The organism is Streptomyces sp. NRRL S-646 (assembly GCF_000720765.1).
Classification (GTDB): Bacteria; Actinomycetota; Actinomycetes; order Streptomycetales; family Streptomycetaceae; genus Streptomyces.
Window position 1 is genome coordinate 173,445 of the sequence record NZ_JODC01000007.1, and the last position, 21,138, is coordinate 194,582.

General features: G+C 70.4%; 16 protein-coding genes. 2 read left to right on the top strand and 14 right to left on the bottom strand.

Annotation, left to right across the window (positions count from 1 at the left end; all coding sequences use genetic code 11):
- Positions 1-16 precede the first annotated feature (16 nt).
- The 10 genes from fxsT to IH68_RS0116355 all read right to left on the bottom strand — a co-directional run bounded on the left by fxsT (position 17) and on the right by IH68_RS0116355 (position 14,713).
- Positions 17-3,832 carry an FxSxx-COOH system tetratricopeptide repeat protein gene (fxsT, locus tag IH68_RS0116310; protein ID WP_051833475.1) on the bottom strand — a complete coding sequence of 1,272 codons (3,816 nt, stop codon included), beginning with the start codon at positions 3,830-3,832 and terminating at the stop codon, positions 17-19.
- Between the two features lie 71 nt (positions 3,833-3,903).
- Positions 3,904-4,875, bottom strand: a complete 972-nt coding sequence (locus IH68_RS51750; protein WP_051833476.1) for a hypothetical protein — start codon at positions 4,873-4,875, stop codon at positions 3,904-3,906.
- Positions 4,872-5,903: an AAA family ATPase gene (locus IH68_RS0116320; protein ID WP_199931887.1), complete on the bottom strand. Its 1,032-nt coding sequence runs from the start codon at positions 5,901-5,903 to the stop codon at positions 4,872-4,874. Before IH68_RS0116320 ends, IH68_RS51750 begins: the two co-directional genes overlap by 4 nt.
- Positions 5,900-7,156, bottom strand: coding sequence for a toll/interleukin-1 receptor domain-containing protein (locus tag IH68_RS0116325; RefSeq protein ID WP_030935396.1), 1,257 nt, complete (start codon positions 7,154-7,156; stop codon positions 5,900-5,902). The genes IH68_RS0116320 and IH68_RS0116325 overlap by 4 nt, the downstream gene beginning before the upstream one ends.
- A complete protein-coding gene (locus IH68_RS0116330; RefSeq protein WP_051833478.1) occupies positions 7,116-7,814 on the bottom strand; it encodes an SLATT domain-containing protein in 699 nt (232 codons plus the stop codon). Before IH68_RS0116330 ends, IH68_RS0116325 begins: the two co-directional genes overlap by 41 nt.
- Positions 7,815-7,860: 46 nt before the next feature.
- On the bottom strand, positions 7,861-9,012 hold the full coding sequence (locus tag IH68_RS0116335) for an FxsB family cyclophane-forming radical SAM/SPASM peptide maturase (protein WP_037884873.1): 1,152 nt from the start codon (positions 9,010-9,012) through the stop codon (positions 7,861-7,863).
- 115 nt (positions 9,013-9,127) lie between these two features.
- On the bottom strand, positions 9,128-9,331 hold the full coding sequence (locus tag IH68_RS0116340) for a YxD-tail cyclophane-containing RiPP peptide (protein ID WP_030935404.1): 204 nt from the start codon (positions 9,329-9,331) through the stop codon (positions 9,128-9,130).
- Positions 9,332-9,603: 272 nt separating this feature from the next.
- Entirely contained in the window at positions 9,604-12,303 is a 2,700-nt protein-coding gene (locus IH68_RS0116345; protein WP_107057472.1) for an alpha-L-rhamnosidase C-terminal domain-containing protein, read from the bottom strand.
- Positions 12,304-12,457: 154 nt separating this feature from the next.
- Positions 12,458-13,930, bottom strand: a complete 1,473-nt coding sequence (locus tag IH68_RS0116350) for an APC family permease (RefSeq protein WP_030935408.1) — start codon at positions 13,928-13,930, stop codon at positions 12,458-12,460.
- A 57-nt stretch (positions 13,931-13,987) separates the two neighbouring features.
- Complete coding sequence (locus IH68_RS0116355; protein ID WP_030935410.1) at positions 13,988-14,713, bottom strand: FadR/GntR family transcriptional regulator; 726 nt, start codon at positions 14,711-14,713, stop codon at positions 13,988-13,990.
- Between the two features lie 199 nt (positions 14,714-14,912).
- On the opposite strand from IH68_RS0116355, the gene IH68_RS0116360 reads away from it, so the two are divergent.
- Positions 14,913-16,361, top strand: a complete 1,449-nt coding sequence (locus tag IH68_RS0116360; protein WP_030935412.1) for an amino acid permease — start codon at positions 14,913-14,915, stop codon at positions 16,359-16,361.
- A gap of 87 nt (positions 16,362-16,448) precedes the next feature.
- Here the strand turns inward: IH68_RS0116360 and IH68_RS0116365 are convergent, their stop codons facing one another.
- The 3 genes from IH68_RS0116365 to IH68_RS0116375 form a co-directional block, all read right to left on the bottom strand.
- Complete coding sequence (locus IH68_RS0116365; RefSeq protein WP_030935414.1) at positions 16,449-16,793, bottom strand: ArsR/SmtB family transcription factor; 345 nt, start codon at positions 16,791-16,793, stop codon at positions 16,449-16,451.
- Entirely contained in the window at positions 16,790-17,248 is a 459-nt protein-coding gene (locus IH68_RS0116370; RefSeq protein WP_030935416.1) for an SRPBCC domain-containing protein, read from the bottom strand. Before IH68_RS0116370 ends, IH68_RS0116365 begins: the two co-directional genes overlap by 4 nt.
- 91 nt (positions 17,249-17,339) lie before the next feature.
- Entirely contained in the window at positions 17,340-19,235 is a 1,896-nt protein-coding gene (locus tag IH68_RS0116375) for an ABC transporter ATP-binding protein (protein WP_037884875.1), read from the bottom strand.
- A 165-nt stretch (positions 19,236-19,400) separates the two neighbouring features.
- On the opposite strand from IH68_RS0116375, the gene IH68_RS0116380 reads away from it, so the two are divergent.
- Positions 19,401-20,390 (top strand): lysylphosphatidylglycerol synthase transmembrane domain-containing protein, encoded by a 990-nt coding sequence (locus tag IH68_RS0116380; RefSeq protein ID WP_234341380.1) that lies wholly within the window; start codon positions 19,401-19,403, stop codon positions 20,388-20,390.
- A 15-nt stretch (positions 20,391-20,405) separates the two neighbouring features.
- On the opposite strand, the gene IH68_RS0116385 is transcribed toward IH68_RS0116380, so the two are convergent.
- A complete protein-coding gene (locus tag IH68_RS0116385; protein WP_030935425.1) occupies positions 20,406-21,122 on the bottom strand; it encodes an SDR family oxidoreductase in 717 nt (238 codons plus the stop codon).
- Positions 21,123-21,138 lie beyond the last annotated feature (16 nt).

Sequence of the window (21,138 nt, forward strand, 5' to 3'; positions counted from 1 at the left end):
GTTTTCTGATGATGCGTCAGATGGGTTGTGGTTCGAAGTCCCAGTGAGGTCGCTTCAGTTCCTCCGCCGACCGTGTGTGCGGATGCTGCGGCCCGAGGGTCTCGCGCAGTCGGGCGACAGTCCCCCGCCGCAGCTCCTCGGCCTCCTCGGTCCGGCCGAGCGTACGCAGGTCGCAGGAGCGGGCCGTGGCCGCGGCGAGGCTGAGAGGGTGGTCCGCTCCGAGCAGCCGGGCGGCGACACCGAGGAGGTCGGAGTCGTGCTCCAGGGCGATCTGGGCCTGCCCCGACAGGGCGAGCCTTGCGGCCAGGTTCAGCCGGCAGCCCAGGGTCCAGGGGTGCTCGGGCCCCAGGGCGCGCACCATCAGCTGCCAGGCGGTGTGGGCGGAGGCATCCGCCTCGCCGCGTTCGTCACCGTCGGCCCACTGAGCGAGGGCCAGGTTGCCGAGCGAGCCCGCGGTATAGGGGTGGTCCGGGCCCAAGAGGCGCAGGTAACGCTCGGACACGATGCGGGCCAGTTCACGAGCCTCCCGCGGGCTGCTGCCGCGGAGCAGGGTGGCACGGTCGGACGCCATCATCAGTGTGTCCGGGTGGAGCTCGCCCTGTGCCTGCTGTGACCGGCCGACGACGCTGGTGAACAGGGCCGTGGCCTCCTCCAGCCGTCCGTCCCGACGCAGGCACTGGGCCAGGTTGTGCTCGGCACGCAGGGTCTGCGGATGGTGGGGGCCGAGGACGCGGCTGTGCAGTCTGGCGTTGTGCTGCTGCAAGGACAGTGCCTCGCGGTAACGTCCGAGCAGCCTCGTCATCCATGCCAGACACAGGCCCGAGTACAACGTCTGATAGTGGTCCGGTCCGAGTTCGCGGCTGCGCAGGTCGAACAATTCCCAGTGGATCTCCAGGGATTCGTCGTAGCGGCCGAGCAGGCCGAGCGTCAGGGCCATATTGCTCTTGGCGTCGAGCGCACGCGGCTCCTCCGGTCCCGACCGGTTCGCGTGCCCCCGCCAGACCTCTTCGAACAACTCCTGGGACCGCTGGAACTGGCCGAGGGCCATCAGGGTGCCGCCCAATCCGACCTTGGCACGCAGCAGTTCGGGATCGTCGGGCTCACGGGTGCCGGAGAGCTCGTCCACGACTGCCTTGCCGACGGCCTCGGCATCTCGGTAACGGCCCACGCGGCGCAGCAGGTTGGCGTGCTGGTGCACCAGGACCAGCATGTCCGCGTCGGTCTCCGGATGCCGGGGCCGCCAGCGGGCCACCGCCTGCTGGCACAGACGCAGGCCGATGTCGTGCTCGCCGCGCAGCCGGAGCGTGTCCACGCAGTCCAGTACGAGTCTGCGCACCCCGGGCTCGTCGCGGTCGAGCGTACCCGCGTAGTCGAGGTGCGGGATCAGCGCGGTGTACGCCCCCCACTCCCGCCGGTCCGCCGGACGGCCGGGGTTCGCCGCGGCGAGGACTCCGCTGGCGGCGCCCGACAGTTGCGTCCAGCGGCTCCGCGTGAGGTTGCCGCGGATGAAGCGGTGGTAGAGCCGGTGCATCTGGGCGGATTCGACGCCGTATTCCAAGGACGGGTCCTGTGTGTACCTGAGGTGGATTGCCGTGAGGTCGGCGAGGCCCGCCAGAGCGTTCTGCCAGCGTGTGGAGTCGGACACGGTGCGGGCGAGGCTGCCGGGCGGGAACACGGTGGCCGGGGCGGCCGCGATCAGGCGCAGCGGGATCGCATCCGGGGAGAACAACACCATGAGGTCGATGAGTTCCGCGGCCTCGGGATTGCGCTCCCGCAGAGAGTTGAGCAGGAGCCTCCAGGAACGTACGAACCCGACGGGGTAGTCGTCCTCGATCCGCACCGCGAGATCTTCCGGGGACTGCCGGTCCAGCGCTTCCAGGTACGCGTCGACGGACTCGGCGGGGTTGGCACTCAGCCATGCGGTGGTCTGGGCCAGCACCAGCGGCAGGTCCTGTGCGGCCTCGGCCAGGCGCTCCGCCTGGGCCTCGGTCGCTCTGGGGACCCGGCGGTGGATGAAGACGGCGCTCTCGTTCCTGGTGAAGGGGCGGACCGTGCACTCCTGGAAGCCCAACATTCCTGCCCAGTCGCGGCTGAGGCTGGTGATGAGCACATCACCCCGACCGTCGGGGAGCAGATCCCGTATCTCACCCACATCATCGGCCCCGTCGAAGATCAGTAACCAGCGCTGGCGTGGTCCGCTCATGCCGCGCAGCGCGGTGTGCACTGCGCGAATGCGCTCACCGACGTCACGTCCCACCGCGAGATCCAGGTGGACCGCGAGCGCCGCGAACTCCTCGCGGGCGGTGGCACGTTGGCCGGCCGTGATCCACCACACGACGTCGTAGCCGTCGCCGTAGCGATACGCGTACTCGGTCGCCAGCTGACTCTTGCCGACGCCGGAGATGCCGTGCAGGACGACGCGGGCGCCTTCCGGGCCGGGTTCGGCCAGCAGCTCCGACAGCTCCTCCAGATCGTCCTTGCGTCCGGTGAAGTGACCATTGCGCCTCGGCGTCTCGCGTACCTGGGGCGGGTCATTGGGAAAACGAGGCCCGTCCGGCGACTGGGATTCGTCGCGCGGCTCGATGTCCAGCCGCTCGAGGATCTTGCGCAGGGCCTCCCCTTCGTCGAGCCCGGCCACGTCCACCGGGCGCAGCATTCCCATGCCGCCGGGCAACGGCTCGTACGAGAGAGCGATCGCCGCGAAGCGCTCGCTGTGCGGTCGGACGATCAACCGGAAGGCCTCCGACCATTCCGAGTCGTCGTGCAGATCGGGGCGCAGGGCCCGTTCATTGATGAGCAGCAGAACCCGCCCCGGTGCGGCCAGCAGAGCTCCCAAGGAGTCGGTGGCCGTGCGCGAAGCGGTGTCCCAGTGCAGCAGGGTGGTGGTGCAGCCCGCGTTTTCCAGCTGGTGGGCCGTCCACTGGGCCCAGGGGCGGCCCTCCCCGGCGTAACAGATGCTGATGTGCCCGGGGCCGGTGCGTTCGGCCGTGCTCTCCTCCCCGGGCTGCGGGGGGCGCGCCCGGCGGTCCTCCAGCAGCGCCGGTTCGGGTTGGCGGACGATCGAAGAGGGCAGCGAGTACGTCGCTCCGTCCGCGGTGTTCAGCAGTCCCCCCGCCGGCCCGACCCACTCCTCGACCGCCATGTCCCGGCCCACGAGGATGGTCCTGACGGAACTGGAGGTCACCAGCTCCACGACCCGCGGGTCGGTGTCCGGCACGGTGATGGCGAACTGGTCGGGGCCGAGGGGGCCGTCGCTGAGCATGAGCCTGGGGCCGTCCCAGCCGAGGTGCAGCCGCGCCTTCGGCAACCCCTCGGCAATGACGGCGACGTCGTCGAGCGCCAGTCGCAGCGGTCGTGGCGGCACCGGCGGATCGAGGGAGAGCCTGACCGCGGAGAGAGTCAGCAACTGCCAGGCCGTGGTCGAGCGCTGCACGCGCTCCGGCAGGGTTTCCCACGCCTCCGTGAACCAGCGGGCGACGCCCTCGCGTTCTTCCTCGACCAACGCACGCAGGGCGGGCTGCAGGGCTTCCTCGATCTGTCGGTCGGCGCCCGGGTGTCCGCTGACGGCCTGCCAGGTCGCCGTCTCCTGGGCGACCATGGCCGGGGACTGTCCCGCGCGCAGCTGCCGGACGGTGGGCCACAGGCGGTGGATCGGGTCGTCCTCGGCGGCCTGCCGCAGTTTTTCGGCGAGTTCGGCACGCAGCTCGTCGAGCAGCTGAGGGTTCAGCACAACGTAGCCGAACCCCCCGTGCGTGACGAGGTCGCCGAACCAGAGGTCCACCTCCGCTGCGACATCGAGGCCGGGTGCCACGCGCAGGCGTACCGCACGCATCAGCTCAGGTTCGATGCGGGCGGCGATGCTGAGCAGAACCGCCAGCGCCCGGCCCGGCCGTTGCTCCCCACTCAACGCCTGGCCCCCAGCGCCTTGCCGACGGTGGTGCCACGGTCCCAGGTCAGCATGGGCAGCAGCCCACGTGCCCAGCGGGGCAGGTACCGCTCGGGAAGCGGCACCAGGGCCACGGGTTCACAGCCTCGCTGGCGGATGGTGTCGATGGTGGTCCGCCACTCCTGTTCGGTGGCACGCCACGGGTTCAGAGCGGGCCCACCGGCGCCGAGGTCGGAAAGTATCAGCACGCGCACGCCGGGCCGGGGCGGCCTGTACGGCCGCTGCCAGGTCGCCCGTGCACCGGGACCCGCGCCGCGACTGGGCACGTCCGCAAAACGCAGCACCTGGGTACCGGCAACGCCGGCGAGCGCGCGGACATGGGAGATCACGTCCTCCACGTCCCGGGCGAAGGGTTCCATGGCGCCGGAAGTGTCGGCGAGTATCTGCACTCCGTAACGGAGCGTGGGCAGTGGCCGCCGGGGAATGGCGGTCAGCGGCCGGGCGCGGGCCAGTTCCTCCGTGGCGCGGTCGACGTCGAGTTCGCCCTCGGGGGTGACCCTGGACAGCACCATCGTGAGCAGTGCCGCCGTGGAGCGCGGTGCGAGCAGCGGTAAGTGCGGAGGCCGTTGGGCTGCTTCGCCCCTCCCCCGGGGGCGTGGCAGCGAAGGCGTGGTCCAGCTGTGCGCGGGCCGGCTGCGCTCGTCGACGGGCACGAGGACGGTGACCGTGCCGGAGCGGGCGGGTTCGTCCCGCCTGCCGAAGACCGACTGATCAGTGTCCGGCCGTGGCCGTCCGGCGTCCTCCTCCTGCGCCGGTGCCTGCCAGGCGGGAGCATCCGGGGCCGCCTCCTCCCGGCCGGTCGGCGCCGGTTCGGCCGGTGAGCCGCCCATACCCAGCAGCGCCGCGATCCGAGCCAGATCCTCCGGAGAGCGAGTGCCGAGGGCCCGTGCGGCCCGCGCGACATCCCCGAGCCAGGCCTCCCCCGTCATGCGGGGTCACCTGTCATCTGCTGTGGTTTGATCAGCACGTTCTGGGTCAGCAGCTGCCACTCTTCGTCGCCCGGGCGGATGCCCAGCGACCGGCAGGCAAGCAGGGCGTCGAGGAACTCGGCCGTGCTCGGCCGCCGTACGTCCTGTTTGTCGGCCTGCTCCCGCACCTTCATCAGCTTGTCGGCCACCGCCTCGGCCAGCTCCTCGTCGGCCGTGGTGACTTCGCCGGGCCAGACAGCCATGTGTTTCTTCGCGATCCGTACGAGCATCTGCTTGTCGTGTTCCGGAAGCACATGCACCACACACCGCCGTAACAGGGCCTGGGGCAGCTCGCGTTCCTCGTTGGTGGTCAGCACCACGAGGTGGCGGGCACGGTGCACGTTCTCCTGGGACGGGTCCGGTGCGACGGCCTGCTGCTCGGTGCGGATCGCCTCGCCGATCTCCGCGACGACGAACCGGTGCGAGCCGAGCGGGACGAGGAGGCTGTTCGGCACGTCCGGATCCGCCTTGTCGATCTCGTCGATGAGGACGACGGCGTGGTCCGGGCTGCGGTCCGCGTTGGTCTTCTCGAACGGGTCCGGGCAGGGGTCCGGGACCTCCGCGCCCTCGGGCCTGCCACGCCTGCGGGCCGACCGCGGGGCAAGGGCCCACCAAAGGACGCCCGGCTGAACGTAGCTGGCGTCGTCGGGCCTCTCTCCCCGACGTGCGGCAACCTGGGCGTCGCCGAGCCTGCGTACGCTGTCGAAGCTCCACAGCAGTTCGCGCGGTTGTGTGCGGTAGGTGACCACGTGCTCGTAGTACCGCCAGCCCAGCTGCCCGGCGATGAACGGCGCCAGGGAGGACTTGCCGGATCCGGGCATGCCCCGCAGCAGCAGCGGCCGTCCGGTGGCGAGGGCAACCTTCACCGCGAAGTCCAGTTCGGACGGCATCACATAAACCCGTCCGTCGCCGCGGTCGGGAGTGTCGAGCCATTCGGCCCCCGTCAGACGGTCGCCCTGCTGTTGCGCGCCGGTCTGTTCCTGGCTCACCACGCCCCCCTGTCGTTCGGACGCACGCAGTCGTTCACGCGCCGCATGACGGCCTTGACCAGAGTCTCATGCCTCTGCTCGAACGGCGGGTCGAGAACCAGCACTTCGTCGTGGCTTCCCGGCCAGCTCTCCCATACGTCGACGTCCCGGCCGGGAATGACCAGGACATGCATCCACGGGATCTTCTCGTGCAGTTGGGCGATCACTCGCTGCACGATGCCCAGGTCGCACCGCTTGGCGTCCAACAGCAGAAAGAAGCGTCCGAAGCTGCGCGGCTCCTCCGGGTTGTCGAGCTCCTGGTCCGGATCCAGGCCGATCGCCTGCTTGACCGCCTGCTCGCACTGATCCAGCAGATAGAACTCAGGGTCGTCGTCGCCCGGGGGACGTCCCGCCGCTTTGGCTATGTAGTAGCTCCTGATGTCGACGCAGAAGGCCCTGGCCAGGTACTGCTCCCCGATCAGCGGGCTGTCGACGTTCAAGATGACGACACGGCGGATGGAGCCGTCGGTCTCCTTCACGATGCGCCTGGCCTCGTCCCGGTCGACCCAGACCGGGAGGATCATCGTCGCCAGCCGGCCCACCCGATCCCTCTCCAGACCGCCCATCCGGGCCACCAGCACCGCGTTGCCCAACTTCACGACGTCGTGCGTGTCGAGCATCTGCGAGGCCAGCAGCACGGGGGCGAGCCCGGGAATCAGTTCCTCGTGTTCCTCGGCGGGGATGTCCAGCTCCGTGGCGATCCGGGCAAGGGTCGACTGGTCCTTGATCTCTCTGAGCTGGATGCCGATGTTGTCGAGCCAGGCGCTGACCGCGTCGTCCCACAGTCGGCGAATCCGGGGAAACTGCCCAACGAGCCGGTTGACCTCCTCGTCCGCCCAGGTCCTCACGCGTTCGACGTCGTCGTCGGCGAGGTAGCGCAGCTCGGACGCCCGCAGTTGTCCGGCGGTGACTCCGCCCACCAGCACGGTGACCAGCACCATGCCGGGATGCAACGTCTTGCGCCAGTGCAGGATGTTGCTCTCGCGGCGCACCCAGGACGAGCCGAGGGCGGCCTCGTTGACCAGGACAAGGGCCGCGTCGCACTCGCCGAGGAACTTGGCGAGCTTCAGCTGCCAGGGCCGGCCGGGCTCCTGGAGACGTACGTCCAGCAGCACCGTGTGGTGCCGTTCCTCCAGACCCTTCGCGATGGCGTCCCGCAGCCGGGCGGTCTGTTCATCCGAACTGGTGCTGTGGCTGATGAACACCTTGACCACCCTCGCCCCGCCTTCGGTCCGCGATCCACTTGGCCATCCAACTCTCGCTCTGCACCGAGACGACGTGTTCCTGCCGCTCGGCGAGCTGATCGGCATCCGCATCCGTGACCGGATCACACGGCTTCCACCACGGCGACGGCCGTTCCGGCTCACTTGCGGTTCTTCTGAACTCGACCTGCTGGGCCATGTGGCGCGCCGACGGCCCATGGGAGATCACGACGGCCGAGACCGCGGCCACGACAGGGATCCAGCCGGCGGTCTGCTCCGCTTCGATGGCGCCGGCCACGGCGCCGAGCACCACGGAGACTGCCGCCAGTACCTGCTCCCACCGCTCGACCGGCCGAGCCCGGCCGGCCATCTCTTCGGCCTTCGGACGGTCGTAACCGCCCAGCTCCGCATCCCGCCCCACCGTCTGCCGGCACCGGGCCATGAGCGGCGCGGCTCCCGCCGCCATGAGAGCCAGGAAGGCGGACCCCGGGCCGACCTGTGGGGCGAGCAGCATGACTTGTACGGAGGCTGCTCCGAGCACCCCCGCAGCCACCAGCGCGGTCGTGCGTGCCAGGCCGATCACTGCCTTGTGCCGCCCCGCCGCCTGCGACCGGATGCTCTGGGCCCGCCAGATTTCCTCCGCCGCGGCCGCTCCCCCGCCAGTGTTCACGTCAGGATTCTGACGCGGCTTCAACTGCCTTGCAATGAGAACTGATTCAATCGGGCAGGAGCGGTCCCGACCGCAGAACCGATTCGATTCTGTGTGCGACATGTCTGATGAGCAGCTCGAGATCCGCGCAATATACCGATCTGTTTCGAAATCCGCTGCCCTTCCGATAGCGGTGGGCGTAGTGGCCGCCTCCGCAAACGCGCAACATCGGACAGTGCAGGCAGTCACCGGAGAGCGCACCGACTCCCAACTGCCGTGCCACGATGCCCGGATGCTCCAGCACGTCGTCAAAGCTGTTCCGGAAGACACTCATGCCGGTCGAGGGCGCCTGAGGATACGCCGCCTTGAGGGAATCCACCTGCTCGATGTCACCGTCCGTCTCCACGAGGACGGCCGCAACCGGGGAGAGCCCGACGGCTTCCGCCCCGCTCGAGAATCCGAGGAGCAGTCCGATGATTTCGGTGAAGAGCCGGATCCGGGTCCGATACCGGCCGTCGTCGAACCAGCGGTCGAAGACGCGGGCGAGCCACTCCCCGTAGGGCGCCGAGCCCGCGCTGGAAGGGCCCTTGCCAGGTGGCGGTGATTCCCAGTTCGCGTGCGGCAGGAGCAGGTCGAGGGCGGCAGGACTGAACTCCATCAGGGAGTCGTAGACATCCTCCGGGTCCAGATCGAGATCGATGGTGGACAGGATGCCGGCGTAGGCCTCGGGATGGCGGGCGAGCAGCACGAGGCCACGGCTGGCGGCCTCCCAGGCGGGCCGACCGGCATGGTCGACGCGCCGCTTGTTGTGCTCGGCCCTGCCGCCGTCGAGGCTGACGCCGACCCGGATGTCGGCCTTCGCCAACCGGCGTACGGCGTCCGCGGTCAGCAGCGTGCCGTTGGTCTGGACGCTGACGCACACCTCGCAGTGCGCGCCGGCGGCCGCCCGCACCGCGGCGCGCACCTCGGAGACCTGACGCAGTGCCGTCTCCACGCCGCCCAGCAGCGGCTCACCGCCATGCAGTTCGATACGGATCCGTCCGAGTCCGTGGGCTGCCACGTGCTCACCGATCCGTTCGGCACTGCGTTCGAGCACATCCTGCGCGACCCTGGGGGGACGGCCTCTCCAGGAGTCGTCTGCGGAGTTGTACACATAGCAGTAATTGCAGAGCAGATTGCAGCGACTGTTCAGTTTCAGGACGAACTGGTGGAAGGGCATCGGCGGTGTACCCGCGTGGCGGAGGGCCGGCACATCCAGCAGCCGGTGAGGCCACGGAGCCGACGCGTGCACGTCTGCCGAAGCCGCCGCTCCCCCTTCGGGACTTTCTCTCACCTCAGGGACTGTCCTCGTAGTACGCGATCGGCCGGCCGGCCGCCTGCCTCTCCCTCTCCAGCAGGTGGCGCAGCACCTCCGTCAGCACTGGGTGTCCCAGGCCGCGCCGCAGCAGCTCCAGGCCGCCGCCCGAAGCGGGGCTGAACCGAACCGCTTGATCGGGGCCGTCAGCCACGAGGTGGCCGTCCAGCCGAGGATTGGACACTCTGCTCCCTCCGCGATCAGTCACTACGTGACGTGGCTGTGCCATATCCCGTCGCTCACGACACGACGACGGGCCAATGGTAGAGCCCGCCGCGGGCCTTGGGGCCTCCAACGGCCCTTCCGCCCCAGGCGAGTCCGGCCCTCCGCTTTGACTTCGCGATGTTGATCACGCCGCGGGAGGTCTTCGCCGGTGCGCCTGGCGGCCGCGACACCCTCCGTCGCGCCGGTAACGTGCCCGATCGGCCCGGTCCTCGATGAGCCGGACTGCGTTGATCACGAGCCCTCCTCACCCGAAGGTGAAGAGGGCTCGTCCTGGGCCGTACGCCAGACCGATCTGTGCTGGCCGAGCCGCTCACACACGAACCCGTGGCTGCCGGGCCCGAGGTCCGACACAGTGATCACCCCGCCCGTCACTTCCACGCCCCGAGTCGACGCCCGACGCCCGTCCCACAGTGTCTGCCGGCCGGCGCGCACGCTCTGCCGGTGCGCGTCGCCGGGGAAGGAGACCGACCCCCGCGTGTGTGCCGGTACGTGGGCGGTGAGGCGGAAAGCCTGATCGCCGTTGTCCCACTCGACGCGCAACGGGCCGTGTGGCGTGGGCAGTTGACCCGTCGCCCAGTCGACGTCTCCGGGCTGCGGGCGTATCTCCCAGGTGGCGTAACCGGGCGAGGTCGGGCGGGCTCCCAGCAGGTGGTGCGTCAGAGCCGGCAGGACGCCCGTGGACCAGCCGTGGGCCATGCTCGTGTACGCGCCCTCGTACAGGGAGCCGCCGGGGCCGATGCCTTCCCAGTGGGTGATGCCGGGGTCGTTCTGGTCCATCCAGCCGTAGGTGCGCCGGATCTGGTCGAGCGCGGATGCGGCCCGGCCCGTCAGGAAGCGGGCCTCGATCTCGGAGTAGGAGGTGAAGGCGTACACGCGCTGGGAGGCCTGGTCGAAGAGGGTGTCGTTGTCCATGAAGGCGTTGCCGTACGGCCGCCGCGTCGTGGCGTCGAGATGGGCGAGCGCCGAGGCGGCGCGGTCCGCGTCGGCGATGCCGGTGACCACGGCCAGTGCGTTGCCGTCCTGGGCATGACGCACCGGGCCGGTGGTGGAGTCCAGGTAGGCGCCCGCCGCCGCGTCCCAGAGCAGCGCGTTGACGGCCTGGGCGACCTTGTCCGCCCTGGCGGTCCAGCGCTCGGCGTCGCTTCCGCGGCCCAGCAGGCGGGCCAGCCGGGCCCCGGCCCGCAGGGCCTGCACGTACAGGGCGTTGTAGTAGGTGACCTGGCCGGTGCGGCCCAGGAAGGCGTAGTCGCCATAACCGCCGGTGCCGTTCAGGCCCTTGCGCAGCAGACCCGCGTCGTCCGTGACGCCGGGGTACCAGGTGTCCAGGACCTTGACCAGGTTCGGGTGGTGGCGGGCGGCGTAGGAAGTGTCGCCGGTGTAGAGGACGTAGTCCCAGCTGCAGGTGACCCAGTACAGCGGATAGTCGAAGAGGGGCAGGGTGTAGTTCGAGATGGAGGCGGGCGGGATCCAGCCGTCGGAGCGCTGGTGCGCGGCGAGGTCGGCGAGCACGTTGCGGGCCGCTTCGGCGGTGTCGTCGTGGGTCAGGTACAGGGTGCGTGCGGAGACCGCGAGGTCGCCGACGTAGGGGTCGCGGTCGCGTTTGGCGCCGTCGTGCAGGACCAGCTTGCCCTCCAGGCCGGCGCTCCAGGCGCCGCGCGGGTCGACGTCGTCCTGGCGGAAGGTGTCGGTGACCAGTTCGTTGGTGTACGACGCCCCGTACCAGTAGCGGTTCAGCTCCTCGTCGGAGCACAGGAACCAGCCGCGGTAGGTGCTGGGCGTGCCCAGGTATCCGGTGAACTGCAGGGCCACCGAGTCGATCTCGACCTCGCCCCACGGCTGTGCCGCGGGAGCGTCCGTGGCGAGGGCGTCGAGGGCGATCCTGAGGTAGCGGAAGCCGTGCAGCCCGTCCGCGAAGACCTTGTCACCGGACTGGAAGCCCTTGTGGTCGGTCCAGTCGGCGCCGGTTGCCGGGACGGCGAACTGGTCCGTGCCCTGTCCGGTGCCGCCCGCCTGGTCGGAGCGGGTGAAGTCCGAGCGGTCGGTGAGGAACTGGCGGGTCTCGGAGAACGCCAGCCGCACGCCCGGGGAGTTGTCGGAGGCCGAGGTGAAGTTGATCCGCGGGTATCCGACCACGACCTTGCCGAAGTCCACGGTGACGCTCGGCACGGGGATCGGGTCGACGGGCGCGGGCCAGACTTCGTTGATACGGGTGAAAGCTCCGCGCGGTGTGTCCTGCACAGCCGTCACGGTGATGCGTACGCGGTCGGTCGTGACCGGCGAGGTGAAGGGCACGGCCTTCTGGATGACATCGTTGTCCACGACCGTGGCTGCGGTCTGCCATGCGCCGTCGCGCCACACCTCGACGGTGAACGTGGTCGGTACGCCGTCGCTGTTGGAGACGACTGTGACGCCGGGCAGCTGCATGGTTTGCGGCAGGAGGATGGTGAGGGTGTCGGGGAACGCCCCGACCGTGTCGTCGTTCCAGAACGTGTCCGGGTTGCCGTCGATGGCGTTGGCGGCGTCGTAGGTACGCGGCTGACCGTCGTTGCCGTTGTTGCCGGCATGGGCCGAGGAGGCCTCGGCAGTGGTGCCGTCGGGCCAGCGGGGTGCCGCCGCGGCGCGGGGACGCCGCAGGACCGTTGCAGCTGCGCCGGGCTTGAGCAGCGCCTCGGCATTGTCGACCTCGCCGCTGGTCGCGGCGATCCGGGCGGGCCGGACGGTGCGCGAGGACGGCGCCTGGACGTAGCGGTGCCAGCCCTTGGCGCGACGGGCCGCGTCGTCGGCGACAGGGGCGGCTTCCTCCTCGGCGGGGAGCGCCGCCGCTGCGGGGAGTCCGGCGGAGGCGAGGGCCGCCGTCAGCCCGACCGCGCCGACCCTGGCCATCACGGTGCGTCTGGGGATGTCGTTCTCCGGTGTGCCGTTCGACGTCACTGCGCCTCCCTGAGCAGACGGGGATTGAATCGTTTCAGACGATGGTGGTGACGTGACGGTATCCCGAACACCGGGCGCCCGTACAGAGATTGGACAGGAGTCGGGCGGCCCGGCGGAGAGGGCCGGAGTCGTCAGGACCGGGCCGGGAGCGCCCTCACTCGGCGTCGGCGACGACCGAGCCGACCCGCTCGGCCAGGCCCGGATCGCGGCGCACCAGCAGGCTCGCGTAACCGACGGACAGCAGCAGGGCGACCAGCGCCGCGACGGGGAACCAGCTGTACGGCGCGGGCTGGCCGGGCTTGGCCAGGTAGTACAGCGGCACCAGGATCGCGAGCGCGCCGAGGGCGGGCAGCACCAGGTGGCGGCCGGTGCGGAACTCCTGCGGCCGGTAGCGGCGGTAGTAGAGCGGCAGGGCGATGTTGGACGCGAGATAGACCAGCAGGATGAGGATGGAGCCCAGGCTGGAGGACTCGGTGAAGAAGACGACGGGATTCATCGGGCCGCCGTCGGCGCCGAGCAAATGGCCCAGCCCCCAGCCGCCGATGATCAGCAGGGAGATTGCGGCGAAGGTGACGATCGCGTTGTTCGGCGTACGGCGGGTGGGGTGGACGTAGCCGAAGAACGACGGCAGCAGTCCCTCGCGTCCGGCGTTGAACACCAGGCGGGCCTGGGAGTTGATGCCTGCGATCAGCACACCGAGGGTGGAGGTCAGACCGCCGAGGTAGGCGAGGAACGCGAGCGCGCCGAGGGTGTCGTGGGCGACGTCGATGAACGGGATGCGGGCCTCGCCGAGCCGGGCGACGTCGTAGTCGAAGCCGGTGACCGTGGCGTAGGAGAAGAGGATGTAGCTCACGGTCATGATCCCGATGGAGGAGAACACGGCGCGGCCGACGTTGCGCCGGGGGTTCTCCGTCTCCTCGGCCAGGGCCGCGGAGTTCTCCCAGCCGATGAAGAGATAGACCGCAAGCGGGAAGCCCGCCGCCAGGCCCCGCAGGCCGTGGTGGATGTGGTCGGGCAGGAACGGCGCGGCGGAGAGGTTGCCGCGGTGTTCGACGAGGGCGGCGACCGAGACCACGACGAGGACCAGCATCTCGACGCCGAAGAAGTAGCCGGCCCACTTGGTGGAGACCACCACCCCACGCAGCATCAGCACCACCGACAGTCCGGTCAGCAGCAGCGTCCAGATGATCCAGGGCAGGTCGACGCCGGTGTAGTGGTGCAGGGTGATCTGCACGAAACCGCCGGAGATCGCGATGACGGAGGCCATCGCGATGATGTAGCCGAGTACGGCGAGCAGGGCCGTGGTCACCGCGCTGACCGGCCCGAAGGTCTTGCCGACGAAGGTGATGAAGCTGCCCGCCGAGGGGTGGGCGCGGGAGAACTGGGCGAGCGTGTTGCCCAGCAGGGCGACCGCGATGCCCGCCGCGAGGATGGTCAGCGGGGACGCGACACCGGCGGTGGTGGACAGGAAGGCGAAGCCGAAGAAGAAGCTCATGGCCGGGCCGACGTTGGCCATGGTGGCGGCGGCGATGTCGGCCATGCCGAGCACGCCGCCGCGCAGCCGCTGGGGCGTGCCGCCGACGGCGCCCGGCGTCGGCGGCGGACCGACGGCTTTGGGGTCGGGCATGGCGGCGGCTCCTTCTGATCCGGTGCGTGCGGCGGTGCGAGCGGTGCGCGGGGGATGTCAGCCGGGGTGGGTGTGCTGGTGTGCCTTGACCGCCTGAACGGCGGGGTCCAGTGCGCCGCGGCCGAGTTCGGTGAGCAGGTCGGCGTGGCAGCGGTTGCGTGCCCGTACGACATCGGGGGCCGGAGTGGGCTGCACCAGGCACAGCCGGCCGAGGAGGTCGGCGGTGAGTTCGCGGACGCCCGCGCCGCCGAGCGCCTCGGCGAGGTCGAGGTGGAAGCGGGTCTCGAGCATGAGCAGTGGTCCGGGGTCGTCGGTCAGGTCCATCTCGTCGACCAGTGCCTGCAGACCGTCGAGCCGACCGGCCGGCACCTCGCCCGCACCGTGGGCCACGAGGCCGCACTCCAGGAGCAGATGGAAGGCGTTCAGCGAGGCCGCCTCGCCCTCGTCGTGCAGCGCCGGGACGATCGTGTCCCAGCCCTGGGCGACGAAGGTGCCGCCGGTCCGGCCACGCCGGCGGTCGAGCAGACCGTCCTGGCACATGGCCTCCAGCGCCCGCCGCACGGTGATCTCCCCGATGCCCAGCTCTTCGGCCAGGACGCCGGCGTCGGGCAGCCGGTCCCCCGGCGAGACGGAGGTCAGGCGCACCTGCAGGGCGATCCGTGAGCGGACGAGCTCCGCGCCGGTCTGGCCGCGGCCGGGCAGCACTCGGGCGTCGTGCACACCGGCCACCGACGCCGGAGCCGGCTGACCGTAGGGCCCGAACTTGCCCGCTGCATTCACCACGACGTCACCTTAACGGCCTGCTGAGCGGGGGTTACGGCGGGCGGCGGAGCAGTGCCCTGTGCGCGCTCGGATGCATGCTCGGAAAATAGAGCATGGTGAACAGTTAAACAAGACTGTTCTTTTGGATCGTACTGAACTAATTTCCCCGGCACGGCGCCCGTCCCCTTCGTCCGCACTCCCTCAAACGAGAGATGTCGAGATGACCACACGTCCCCCTGTTTCCGCTCCGCCCCCGGTGACCAGCACCGATGGCACTCCGGCAGACTCCGGTCTGCAGGCCGGCCTGAAGAACCGCCACCTGTCGATGATCGCCATCGGTGGTGTCATCGGCGCCGGCCTGTTCGTCGGCTCCGGCTCCGGCATCGCCGCCGCCGGCCCCGGCATCCTCGTCTCCTACGCCCTCGTCGGCATCCTCGTCGTCCTCGTCATGCGGATGCTGGGCGAGATGGCCGCGGCCAACCCCACCTCGGGCTCGTTCTCCGCGTACGCCGACCGGGCGCTGGGGCGCTGGGCCGGGTTCACCATCGGCTGGCTGTACTGGTTCTTCTGGGTCGTGGTGCTCGCGGTCGAAGCGACCGCCGGCGCGAAGATCCTGGCCGGCTGGATACCGGCGGTCCCGCAGTGGGGCTGGGCGCTGATCGTGATGGTGGTGCTGACCGTCAGCAACCTCGCCTCGGTCGCCTCCTACGGCGAGTTCGAGTTCTGGTTCGCCGGCATCAAGGTCGTCGCGATCGCCGCGTTCATCGTGGTGGGCGGTCTCGCGATCTTCGGTCTGCTGCCCGGCTCCGACCACCCGGCGTCCGGCTTCTCCAACCTGACCGCGCACGGCGGGTTCCTGCCGCACGGGCCGGGAGCGATCCTCACCGGCGTGCTGATGGTGGTCTTCTCCTTCATGGGCAGCGAGATCGTCACGCTCGCGGCCGGCGAGTCCGCGGACCCGCAGGGCGCGGTCACCAAGGCCACCAACAGCGTGATCTGGCGCATCGCCGTCTTCTACCTGGGCTCGATCCTGATCGTGGTGTCGCTGCTGCGCTGGGACGACCCGGCCATCCTCAAGGACGGCTCCTACGTCGCCGCCCTGAGCTCCATCGGCATCCCGCACGCGAGCCAGATCATGAACGCCATCGTGCTGACCTCGGTGCTGTCCTGCCTCAACTCCGGCCTGTACACCGCCTCACGCATGGCGTTCTCGCTAGCCAGGCGCAGTGACGCCCCCGCCTCCTTCGGCCGCACCACGCAGCGCGGTGTGCCGCAGGCGGCCATCCTGGCCTCGGTGGTCTTCGGCTTCGTGGCGGTGGCCTTCAACTACCTGTGGCCGGACACGGTCTTCCAGTTCCTGCTCAACTCCTCCGGTGCGATCGCCCTGTTCGTGTGGCTGGTGATCTGCTTCTCGCAGCTGCGGATGCGCAGGATCATCGAGCGGGAGACGCCGGAGAAGCTCGTCGTGCGGATGTGGCTCTACCCCTACCTGACCTGGGCCACCATCGCCCTGATCACCTTCGTCCTGGGCTACATGCTCACCGACACGGCCGACGGAGGCGGACGCGACCAGGTGGTCCTGTCCACCCTGGTGGCCATCGCCGTGGTCGTGTTCGCGCTGGTCCGCGAACGGGTGGGCCGGAAGCGGGAGGCGCTGGTCTCGTCGTAGGACCCGGGCCTGCTGGGTGACAGTGGTGGTGCGGCCCGTGTGCCGCACCACCACCGCGTCGTTGCCGCTACGGCGCACACCCCCGGATCAGGCCTCGCTGCCGCCCTCCGCCAGCTCCCTGATCGCCTCGAGGCGCTGCTCCCACCGGTCGGCGAGCACGTCGAGCCACCGTGTGGCCTGCCTGAGCGGCCGCAGCTCGGCCTCGTAGTGGACCTCGCGTCCGGCCCGGCGGGAGCGGACGAGGCCCGCCCGATCGAGGACGGCCAGATGCTTGGCCACCGCCTGCCGGGTGACGGGGAGGACGGCAGCCAGGGATGTCGGTGTCGCGCCGCCGGTACGAGCGAGGGCCGCGAGGATCTCCCTGCGGACCGGATCTGCCATGGCCGTCAGTACGTCCTCAGGGGCCGGCACGGCCTCTGCGGTGCCGGTCATGCTGCGGCCTGTTCGCATTCCGTGCGCAGTTGGTCGAGTTTGGCGGGCCAGTTCCCTGCGTTGGCGCGGTGGCGGTCGGCGGCCTCGTCGTCCGGCAGTCCCAGGCGGCCGAAACCGCTCTCGACCATCGTGAGCCGGGTGCGGTCCGCGGAGTCGTCCCGGGTGAGGGTGAACTCGACCCGGGTGGCGTTGCTGTCGTCCGGCTCCTCACCGGCGGCACCCTGGGACCAGCGCCAGGCAAGGACGCGGGGCGGATCGACTGTCTCGATGCGGGCCGGGATGACTCCATGCACTCCATGCTCGAAGACCAGCAGGCCGCCCGGGCGAAGGTCGATCTTGACCGGTCCGCCATTGCCGAACCAGCGGCCGAGGAAGGCGGGTTCGGTCAACACGGTCCACACCCTCTCCGGCGAGGCGTTGATCAGTACGGAGCGTTCGATCGCGTCGGGAATCATGGCGGCCCAGTCTCCTTCGAACCATCGGGATGCGCAACCCAACGGTTGCACATCCCGGTCCGATGCGCAACCAGATGGTTGCGCATGGGCGCTATGCCACCGCCTCGACGTCCGGCGCGCCACCCTCCCGGTCGCGCTCCTCGAACTGCGTCCGGTACAGCTCCGCATACCGCCCGCCGGCCACCAGCAGTTCCTCGTGCGTCCCCCGCTCCACGATCAGACCGCCCTCGATCACCAGGATCACGTCCGCCGCCCGCACCGTGGACAGCCGGTGGGCGATCACGACCGCGGTGCGGCCCTCCAGCGCCTCCGCCAGCGCCTCCTGGACGGCGGCCTCCGAGGTGTTGTCGAGGTGGGCGGTGGCCTCGTCGAGGATGACCACGCGCTGGCGGGCCAGCAGCAGCCGGGCGATGGTCATGCGCTGGCGTTCACCGCCGGAGAGACGGTAACCGCGCTCGCCGACCACCGTGTCGAGACCGTCGGGCAGGGACCGTACGAGATCGTCGAGGCGAGAGCGGCGCAGGGCGTCCCACAGTTCGTCCTCGGTGGCCGTGGGGGCGGCCAGCAGGAGGTTGGCGCGGACCGAGTCGTGGAAGAGGTGGCCGTCCTGGGTGACCATGCCGAGGGTGGCGCGCAGGGACCGTGCGGTCAGGTCGCGGACGTCGCTCCCGCCTACGCGCACGGCGCCCCCGTCGACGTCGTACAGGCGCGGAAGCAGTCCGGCGATCGTCGACTTGCCCGCACCGGACGAGCCGACGAGTGCCACGGTCTGGCCCGGTTCGGCCCGGAAGGAGACGCCGTGCAGGACCTCGGCGCCGCCCCGGGTGTCCAGACTCGCCACCTCCTCCAGGGAGGCCAGGGAGACCTTGTCGGCGGACGGGTAGGCGAAGCGCACGTCGTCGAACTCGACGGCGACCGGGCCGTCGGGCACCGCGTGCGCGTCCGGCTTCTCCTCGATGAGGGGCTTGAGGTCGAGCACCTCGAAGACCCGCTCGAAGCTGACCAGGGCGCTCATCACCTCGACGCGCGCCCCGGCGAGCGAGGTGAGCGGGGCGTACATGCGGGTCAGCAGGAGCGCCAGCGACACGACCGCGCCCGGCTCCAGGCTGCCGCGCAGCGCGAACCAGCCGCCGAGGCCGTAGACCAGGGCGAGGGCCAGGGAGGAGACCAGGGTCAGGGCGGTGATGAACACCGACTGAGCAGTGGCTGTGCGCACGCCGATCTCCGCGACCCGGCGGGCGCGGGCCGCGAACTCCATCGACTCCTCCTCCGGCCGCCCGAAGAGCTTGACGAGCGTGGCTCCCGGAGCGGAGAACCGCTCGGTCATCCGGGTGCCCATCGCCGCGTTGAGCGTCGCCGCCTCCCGCTGCATACGGGCCATGCGGCTGCCCATGCGCCGGGCGGGGATCACGAACACCGGCAGCAGCACCAGCGCGAGCAGGGTGATCTGCCAGGACAGCGTCAGCATGACGGCAAGGGTGAGCAGGAGGGTGACCAGGTTGCTGACCACTCCGGACAGTGTGTTGCTGAACGCACGCTGGGCGCCGATCACGTCGTTGTTGAGACGGGAGACCAGCGCTCCCGTACGTGTGCGTGTGAAGAACGCGACCGGCATCCGCTGCACATGATCGAACACAGCCGTGCGCAGATCGAGGATGAGTCCCTCCCCGAGCGTCGCAGAAAGTCTCCTGCCGAGGATGCCGAGGGCCGCCTCCGCGACCGCGATGAGCGCGATGAGCAGGGCCAGGCGTACGACCTTGGCCTCGTCGCCGCCCGACACGATCGCGTTCACGACACGCCCGGCCAGTACGGGGGTCGCGACGGCGAGCAGTGCGGTCACCACCCCGAGCACCACGAACTGCACCATGCGGGCGCGGTGCGGGCGGGCGAAGGCGGCGATACGGCGCAGCGTGGCGCGCGCCAGAGGGCGCCGTTCCTGCTCGGCGTTCATGACACTGTGCAGCTGCATCCAGGCTGTGGTCTCCATGCTCATGAGAGAGACCGTAGGACCTCAAGCGACATTGAGGTCAATGTTTTCCTGACGTCCCCCGCGAAGGACCCGATGACCGTACGCAAGCCGCTGTCCCCGCTTCAGCCGCTGTCCCCGCTTCCGCAACCCGCCGTTGGCACGGCCTGGAAACCCTCTCCGGATGTGACTGCGGTACACCTTCCCCAAGGGCCACTGCCCCCAGGACGATTCCCCCGACGCGTCCCGGCCCGCGTGCTCCGGCAGATCCTGTGCCTGCTGCCGCTGCTGCTCGTGTCCGTCGTGGCCGTGCAGCACCGCTCGGTCCTCGTCGAGGGCTTCGGTCATCTACGGGCCGCCGAGTGGCCCTGGCTGCTGGCGGCGGCCGGCGCCACCTGTCTGACCTGGGTGGCGGCCGCCTTCACCCGGCAGGGCGCGGTTGTCGACCGGCTGCCCAAGCGGCGGCTGCTCGCCACCCAGTTCGCGGCGGGCTCGGCCAACCACCTGCTGCCGACCGGCCTCGGCGCGGGCGCGGTCAACCTGCGGTTCATGACCGTGTGCGGGATTCCGCTCGCCCGCTCCTCGGCCGCGCTCGCCCTGTATCTGCTGGCTGAGACGGTCGCCCGGCTGAGCCTGCTGGCCGGGCTGCTGCTCGCCTTCCCGGGCGCGCTGCACCTCGGCACGCTGCTGCCCGACGGTGCGGTGGGCCCGCTGCTGTTCGCCGTCGCCGGGGCCGTGGTCGTGGCCGCGGCCGTCCTGGTTCTCGTACGACGGCTGCGCACGGCCGTCGTGTCCTTCCTGCGCACGGCGCTGTGCGAGCTGCGCTCGGTGCACACCCGCCCGTCCCGCGCGCTCGCGCTGTGGGGCGGTTCGCTCGCCTTCCCCGCGCTGCAGGCGGCCGGGCTGGTCCTGGTCGGCATGTCGCTGGGGCTGCCGGTGCCGCCCGTGCACATGGCGGTCGCGTATCTGGCGGCGACGGTCGCCGTCGCGCTGGTGCCGACGCCGGGCGGGCTCGGCTCGGTGGAGGCGGCGCTGGTCGTGGCGTTGGTGGCGGCGGGCGGTCCGGTGGCCGTGGCGACGGCGGTGGTGCTCGCCTACCGGATCATCACGGTGTGGCTGCCGCTGCTGCCGGGCGCACTGACGCTGGGCGCGCTGGTACGGCTGAAGGTCATCTGAGCCGCCTCCCCGGTGTCACCACGGCACCGGCTTGCCGTCCCGGAAGAAGCCGCCGGTCGGCCCGTTGTCGGGCAGCGTGGCCGCCCACACGATCCCGGCGGCTCCTTCAGCGACGGGACGTCCGCCACCGCCGCCCATGTCGGTGGCGACCCAGCCGGGACAGATCGCGTTGACAAGAACGCGATGCCGGCGCAACTCACCGGCCAGCAGGCAGGTCAGGGCGTTCAGCGCGGCCTTGGAGACGCTGTAGGCAGGGGTTCCGCCGCTCATCGACTGCAGCGAACCGCCCTCGCTGCTCACCATGACCACCCGCGGGTGCGGGCTGCGCTGCAGCAGCGGGAGCAGCGCCTGGGTGACCCGCCAAGCACCGAACAGATTGGTGTCCAAGGCCCTTTGGACCTCGCCGAGATCGGCCGACCGTGCCTGCGCCCAGGTGTCGTACAGGATCGCCGCGTTGTTGACGACCACGTCCACACGCCCCAGGTTCCCGCCCACCCAGTCGGCCATGGCGGCCACGCTCGCCGCGTCGGAGACGTCGAGCTGTACCGCACTCACCCGCTCGCCACCCGGGTCGATACGCGCGGCGGCGGCACGCCCCTTGGCGAGGTCGCGGGAGCCGAGCACCACGTGGTGGCCGCGGGCGGCGAGCTGCCGCACGACCTCGTACCCGATACCGCGGTTGGCGCCGGTCACGACGGCGACCGGCGGCGCGCCCGCAGGTGCAGCTGCCATCAGGAACACTCCTCTG

Coding starts and splice junctions, on each gene's coding strand:
- fxsT (WP_051833475.1), bottom strand. CDS start 3,832: ATGCGTGCGGTACGCCTGCGCGTGGCACCCGGCCTCGATGTCGCAGCG.
- IH68_RS51750 (WP_051833476.1), bottom strand. CDS start 4,875: ATGACGGGGGAGGCCTGGCTCGGGGATGTCGCGCGGGCCGCACGGGCC.
- IH68_RS0116335 (WP_037884873.1), bottom strand. CDS start 9,012: ATGCCCTTCCACCAGTTCGTCCTGAAACTGAACAGTCGCTGCAATCTG.
- IH68_RS0116350 (WP_030935408.1), bottom strand. CDS start 13,930: ATGCCCGACCCCAAAGCCGTCGGTCCGCCGCCGACGCCGGGCGCCGTC.
- IH68_RS0116360 (WP_030935412.1), top strand. CDS start 14,913: ATGACCACACGTCCCCCTGTTTCCGCTCCGCCCCCGGTGACCAGCACC.
- IH68_RS0116365 (WP_030935414.1), bottom strand. CDS start 16,793: ATGACCGGCACCGCAGAGGCCGTGCCGGCCCCTGAGGACGTACTGACG.
- IH68_RS0116370 (WP_030935416.1), bottom strand. CDS start 17,248: ATGATTCCCGACGCGATCGAACGCTCCGTACTGATCAACGCCTCGCCG.
- IH68_RS0116375 (WP_037884875.1), bottom strand. CDS start 19,235: ATGGAGACCACAGCCTGGATGCAGCTGCACAGTGTCATGAACGCCGAG.
- IH68_RS0116385 (WP_030935425.1), bottom strand. CDS start 21,122: ATGGCAGCTGCACCTGCGGGCGCGCCGCCGGTCGCCGTCGTGACCGGC.